This is a genomic window from Terriglobales bacterium, assembly GCA_035624475.1.
Classification (GTDB): Bacteria; Acidobacteriota; Terriglobia; order Terriglobales; family Acidobacteriaceae; genus DASPRL01.
Map to the genome: position 1 here is coordinate 1 of DASPRL010000410.1, position 5,991 is coordinate 5,991.

The 5,991-nt window shown below is 69.1% G+C and carries 6 protein-coding genes; all 6 read left to right on the forward strand.

What is annotated here, in order from left to right:
• Positions 1-540 (forward strand): hypothetical protein (locus tag VEG08_15750; GenBank protein ID HXZ29450.1); only part of this gene is annotated, 540 nt, incomplete at its 5' end.
• Positions 541-654: 114 nt separating this feature from the next.
• Entirely contained in the window at positions 655-1,341 is a 687-nt protein-coding gene (locus tag VEG08_15755) for a SprT-like domain-containing protein (GenBank protein ID HXZ29451.1), read from the forward strand.
• A gap of 114 nt (positions 1,342-1,455) precedes the next feature.
• Positions 1,456-2,703: a Fe-S-containing protein gene (locus VEG08_15760; GenBank protein ID HXZ29452.1), complete on the forward strand. Its 1,248-nt coding sequence runs from the start codon at positions 1,456-1,458 to the stop codon at positions 2,701-2,703.
• Between the two features lie 3 nt (positions 2,704-2,706).
• Complete coding sequence (locus VEG08_15765) at positions 2,707-3,975, forward strand: ABC transporter permease (GenBank protein HXZ29453.1); 1,269 nt, start codon at positions 2,707-2,709, stop codon at positions 3,973-3,975.
• Positions 3,972-5,111, forward strand: a complete 1,140-nt coding sequence (locus VEG08_15770; protein ID HXZ29454.1) for an ABC transporter permease — start codon at positions 3,972-3,974, stop codon at positions 5,109-5,111. The genes VEG08_15765 and VEG08_15770 overlap by 4 nt, the downstream gene beginning before the upstream one ends.
• Positions 5,111-5,991: ABC transporter ATP-binding protein (locus VEG08_15775; protein HXZ29455.1), on the forward strand; the 881-nt coding region annotated here is incomplete at its 3' end. The genes VEG08_15770 and VEG08_15775, both read left to right, overlap by 1 nt.

Consider the following 5,991-nt stretch of genomic DNA (forward strand, 5'->3'; position numbering starts at 1 on the left):
ACCCAAGCCGCGCTCCTGCTGCTGCTGGCCTCCCTGGCCGCGCCCGCGTCGCCCGCCCAGGTGCGCCACGACCCCCTCACCGAGGCTGAGACCGACCAACTGCGCGAAGTCTCCCAGGACCCTGCCGCCAAACTCAAGCTCTACATCCTCTTCGCGCACGCGCGCATGGAGGCGGTGGAGAAGGCGCGCGCCGATGCCGGGCTCTCTCCCCGGGAGCGTGGCCGCAAGGTCCATGCCGCGCTGGAAGATCTCGAGAGCCTGGTGGACGAGATCAGCGGCAACCTGGAGTCCTTCGCCAAGCGTGAGCAGGACATGCGTAAGCCCCTGCGCGAGGTCATCTCCATGGACGGCGACTTCACGGCGCGCCTGGGAGCGCTCAAGCAGCAGGCCTCCGCCCCCGCCCAAGCCGCCGCGTACCAGGAGTTTCAGTTCATCCTCGACGACACCCTCGACAGCGTGAAGAGCAACGACGAACTGGCCCACGATCTGCTGCAAGAGCAGAACCAGGCGGCGGAGCGCAAGAAGCAGAAGAGCAAGTAGTCAGGAGTCAGGCGCCAGGAGTCAGGGACAGAGGCTGCGCGCTGCGGATTGGCTGGCTCCTGACCACGAACTCCTGACTCCCTTGTTTTCCCATGCTAATCTAGCCAGACCCACGTGACGCGCCGACTCCGGACCATCTTTGAGGAGAGCTACCGCCACCTGCGCCCGCGCGCGCCGCTGCCGGGCTTCGCGGTCGAGTTCCGCCCCTTTGCCAACGTCAACCACAGCATCCGCCTGCGCGACGGGCAGGTGCGGGCGCGGCTCTCCGATCTGCTGGAGGGCGCCCCCGAGGCGGTGCTGCGGGCCCTGGCCCACATCCTTCTGGCCAAGCTCTACCGCCGTCCCGTGGAGCGGGTCCAGGCCGCGCGCTACCGCCGCCACGTGGCCAGCCGGGCCTTGGTGGCCAAAGCGCACTTGGTGCGGCAGATGCGCGGACGCAAGCGCCTGGGCACGGCGCGGGGTCACATCTACGACCTGGAGGCCATCTTCCAGCGCCTGAACCAGCGCTTCTTCCGGGGTCTGCTGGCGCAGCCTCGCCTGGCCTGGAGCCGCGACCACGCCCGGGCGAGCCTCGGCCACTACGACCCCGCCCACAACGCCATCGTGATCAGCCGCATCTTCGACCAAGCGCACGTCCCCGCCTGCGCCGTGGAGTACCTCGTCTACCACGAGATGTTGCACCTCACGCACCCGGTGAGGCTGCGGGGCAGCCGGCGCGCGGTGCACTCGCGGGAGTTCCGACAGGAGGAGAAGCGGTTCCCGCAGCGGGCGGAGGCGCAGCGCTTCCTGCGCGGGCTGTAGCCCCGCGTTCATGCGTCACACACATGTGTGACGGCCGCGGTTGACCGGCTTCGCGCGCGGCGGGTATCCTATGAAAGTGAAATTGAAATTCATTTTCATAATCGTGGAGTCCCGGTGCTCGAGGCCCTGACCGTCACCCTGCGCGAAGGCGTGGAAGCCGCCCTCATCGTGGGCATCACCCTGGTCTATCTGGCCAAGATCGGCCGCCCCGACCTGCGCAAGCCCGTCTACGCCGCCCTGGTGGCCGCCCTGCTGGCCAGCGTCGGCGTCGCCGTCGCCCTCTCCCGCACCGCCTACAACCAGGACCTCTTCGAAGGCTGGGTGATGCTGGCGGCCGCCTTCTTCGTGGCCACCATGATCGTCTTCATGATGCGCACCGCGCGCCGCCTCAAGGGCGACATCGAGACCAAGGTCGAGACCCTAGCCGGGCGCAGCTCTCGCCTGGGCCTGTTCGCCTTCATCTTCCTCATGGTGCTGCGCGAGGGCGTGGAGACGGTGCTGATCCTCTCCGCCGTGTCGCTGAACTCCACCCAGCTCATGAATTTCCTGGGCACACTGCTGGGGGTGGGGCTGGCCGTGGTCTTCGGCGTGACCTTCGTGAAGGGCAGCGTGCGCATCAACCTGCAGAAATTCTTCCGCGTGACCACGGTGATCCTCCTCTTCGTGGTGGCGCAACTGGTGGTCTCGGGCGTGCACGAGCTGGGCGAAAACGGCATCCTGCCCTCCAGCCGCCGGGAGATGGCGGTGATCGGGCCCATCGTGCGCAACGACCTCTTCTTCTTCGTGACCATCCTGGCGCTGGCCGGGCTGATGATCCTCTTCGAAGGGCGCCGGCGGGCCCCCCTGCCGGAATCCGGCTCGCCGGCGGCCCGGCGCAAGGCCGCCTGGAGCGCCCGCCGCGAGCGCCTGTGGATGGCCGCGGTGTACGTCAGCTCGTTCCTCTTCATCGTGATGGTGACGGCGCAGTTCGTTTACACCCGCAGCGTGAGTGCCCTCTCCCCGGCGACCCAGGTGGAATTCCACGACGGCAGGATCGTGATCCCGCTCTCGCAGCTGGCGGACGGCGATCTGCACCGCTATGTTGCCGAGATCCAGGGCGTCCCGGTGCGATTCCTGCTCTACCGCAAGCCCGACGGCAAGGTGGCCACCGTCTACGATGCCTGCGAGATCTGCGGGGCGGTGGGCTTCTACAAGTCCAGCACCGGGATGATCTGCAAGAACTGCGCCGCGCCCATCAATCCCATGTCGGTGGGACAGCCGGGCGGCTGCAATCCCATCCCGCTGAAGGCCACGATCACCGCCGCGGCGGTCGAGATCACGCAATCCGACCTGGCCGCTGAGGCCAAGTACTTCGCAAAGTGAGCCATGTTCCTGCGCCTGGTCTTCGAGTCCTTCCGCCGGCAGAAGCAGCGCAAGCTGCTGGCCGGGGTCGCCGTCGCTCTGGGCGTGGCTGTGGCCACCGCCATGATCGCCGTGGCCACCGACATCGGCGACAAGATGAACCGCGAACTGCGCGCCTACGGCGCCAACATCGTGGTCTATCCCGAAGAGGACACCCTCGACGTGCAGGTGGGCGGCGTGGACCTGAAGCCGGTGAGCCAGGGCGCCTACCTGAACGAAGCCGACCTGCCTAAGATCAAGGGCACCTTCTGGCGCCACAACATCCTGGGCTTCGCGCCCTTCCTCCCGGTGCATGCCGCCGTGACCGCGGGCGGCGCTTCCCTTCCCGACGTGCCGTTGCTGGGCACCTACTTCGCCAAGCCACTCAAGCTGGGCGACGACAGCTTCACCACCGGCGTGCGCACCACCCATCCCTGGTGGAAGGTCGAAGGAGCGTGGCCGGCGGACGACTCCGGCCAGGTGCTGGCGGGTGAGGAGCTGGCCCGGAAGCTAGGCTTGAAACCGGGAGACCACGTGCAGGTGGCTGGGCGCGAGGCCGAGGTCACGGGCATCCTCTCCGCCAGTCCCGCCGAGAACCAGGGGCTGGTGGGGTCGCTGAGCCTGGCCCAGGCCATCGCCGGGCGCCCGGGCGCGGTGCGCCAGGTCTTCGTGAGCGCGCTGACCAAGCCCGAGGACGAACTGGCTCGCCGCGATCCCGCCTCCATGAGCCCGGAGGTGCGCGATCGCTGGTACTGCTCGCCCTACGCCAACTCCATCGCCTTCCAGATCCAGGAGGTCCTGCCGCACGCCCGCGCCGAGCAGATCCGGCAGGTGGCGCAGAATGAGGGTACGGTGCTCTCCCGGATCCAGGGGCTGATGCTGCTGATCACGCTGGCGGCGCTGCTGGCGGCGGGTTTGGCGGTCTCGGCCGCCATGGCGACCGCCATCCTGGAGCGCCGGCGCGAGGTCGGCTTGATGAAGGCCATGGGCGCGGGCAACGCGGCGGTGGCGGCGCTCTTCTTCACCGAAGCGGCGCTGCTGGCCCTGCTGGGCGGGACGGCGGGCTACGCCGCCGGCCTGCTGCTGGCCCAGGGCATCGCCCGCTCCATCTTCGCCTCCAGTGTCGCGGTGCAGCCGGTGCTCTTCCCTCTGGTGCTTGGGGTGGCGGTGGCGGTGACCTTCGCCGGCAGCGCGGCATCCATCCGCCGCGCTCTGCGCTTCGAGCCGGCGCTGGTGCTGCGAGGGGATGCATGAACGGCGACGGGCAGCCGCGCTCCGCACGTTCCGGCAGCCGGGCCGGCATGTTCGTGCGCCTGCTCTGGCGGGCCATGCTGGTACGCCGTGGGCGGGCCCTCACCGCGCTGCTGGCCATCGTGGTGGCCTCGGCCGCCACGGCCGCCATGCTGAACCTCTATGTGGACGTGCAGGCCAAGCTGGAGCGCGAGTTTCGCGGCTACGGCGCCAACCTGATCGTGGTGGCGCCCCAGGGTCAGCCGCTGCCCCCGGATGCCCTGGCCAAAGTCGATGCCGCCCTGGCCGGCCGCGGCACCGCGGCGCCCTTCGCTTATGTCATCGCCAAGAGCAGCGACGGCTCGCCGGTGGTGGTCGCGGGCACCGACTTCGCGCGCGTCCGCAAGCTAGACCGCTTCTGGGCCGTGACCAAGTGGCCCGCAGCTCCCGGCGGCGCTTTGGTCGGGGTGCGTGCCGCCGGTGCGCTCGCGCCCGACGGCAAGCCCTTTGACCTGAGCTTCGGCAGCAAGTCTGTTCACGTGGCCGAGGCCGGGGTGTTGAAGACGGGCGCCGCCGAGGACAGCCGTGTGTATCTGTCCCTGCCTGAGTTCACGGCTTGGACCGGCGTGGGCGCCACCACCATCGAAGTGGCTGCCAGCGGCTCCCAAGACGAGATCCGCCAGGTCATGGACCGGCTCCCTGCCTCGCTCCCCGGTATCGAGGTCCGCCCGGTGCGCCAGATCCAGGAGGGCGAGGCGCGGGTGCTGGGCAAGACCCGCTCCACCCTGGTGGCCTCCATCGCCCTGATCCTCCTGACGTCGGCGCTCTGCCTGCTGGCTACGCTGACCGCCTGGGTGATGGAGCACCGCAAGGACTTCGCGGTGATGAAGGCGCTGGGCGCTTCGCACCTGACGGTGAACGTTTTCTTTGCCACGCAGGCCGCCGCCCTGGGCGGGCTGGGGGCCGGGCTCGGCTTTTTCCTGGGTGTGGGTGCGGCCGCCTGGATCGGCCACGCCAACTTCCAGACGGCGGTGACGCCGCGGTTCAGCCTGCTGCCCGCGGTGGTGCTCGGCAGCATGGCGGTGGCGCTACTCGCGGCGGTGCTGCCCATGAGCATCCTGCGGCGGGTACAGCCGGCCGCGATCCTGCGAGGTGAATGATGAGCATCGTCCTCGAGCACGTGAGCAAGACCTACCCCGCCAAGGCCGAGGGCGACGGCGGGCTCCTCCGCGCCCTGGACGAGGTATCGCTGGCGGTGGCCCAGGGCGAGTGGCTGGCGGTGATGGGACCCTCGGGCTCGGGCAAGTCCACTCTGGTCAACCTGGTCGGCTGCCTCGACCGCGCCAGCTCCGGCGTGATCCGCCTGGAGGCCCAGGACGTCTCCCGCTTCAGCGCCGCCGAGCTCAACCGCTTCCGCGCCGAGACCATCGGCTTCGTCTTCCAGCAGTTCCACCTGATCCCCTACCTGACCGCGCTGGAGAACGTGATGCTGGCGCAGTACTTCCACAGCATGACCGACGAGCAGGAAGCGCTGGAGGCGCTGGAGCGGGTAGGGCTGGGCGACCGCGCCCGCCACCTGCCGGCGCAGCTCTCCGGGGGCGAGCAGCAGCGGGTGTGCATCGCGCGCGCCCTCATCAACGACCCCAGGATCATCCTCGCCGACGAGCCCACCGGCAACCTCGACGCCCAGAACGAGGAGATCGTGCTGCGCCTGCTGCGCGAGTTCCATCAGCAGGGGCGCACCATCGTGATGGTCACCCACGACCCGGTGGTGGCGCGGCTGGCCGACCGCCGCGTGGACCTGCACCACGGCCGCATCACCTCCCAGGAGATCTTCGCCATGGCCGACGAACTCCAGTTCGACGAGGTGCTGGAGGAGATCTGGATCGCGCTGGAGAACGGCGAGGTGGCCGAGGTAGGACGGATGGAGGTGGAAGGAGCACTGCCCATGGCGCTGGCCGCCGAGCGCATGCAGAAGATCGGGCTCATCACCCTGCACGAGCACGGTCCCAATCCCCACGGCCACAAGCCGGTGCTGAA

Coding starts and splice junctions, on each gene's coding strand:
- VEG08_15765 (HXZ29453.1), top strand. CDS start 2,707: ATGTTCCTGCGCCTGGTCTTCGAGTCCTTCCGCCGGCAGAAGCAGCGC.
- VEG08_15770 (HXZ29454.1), top strand. CDS start 3,972: ATGAACGGCGACGGGCAGCCGCGCTCCGCACGTTCCGGCAGCCGGGCC.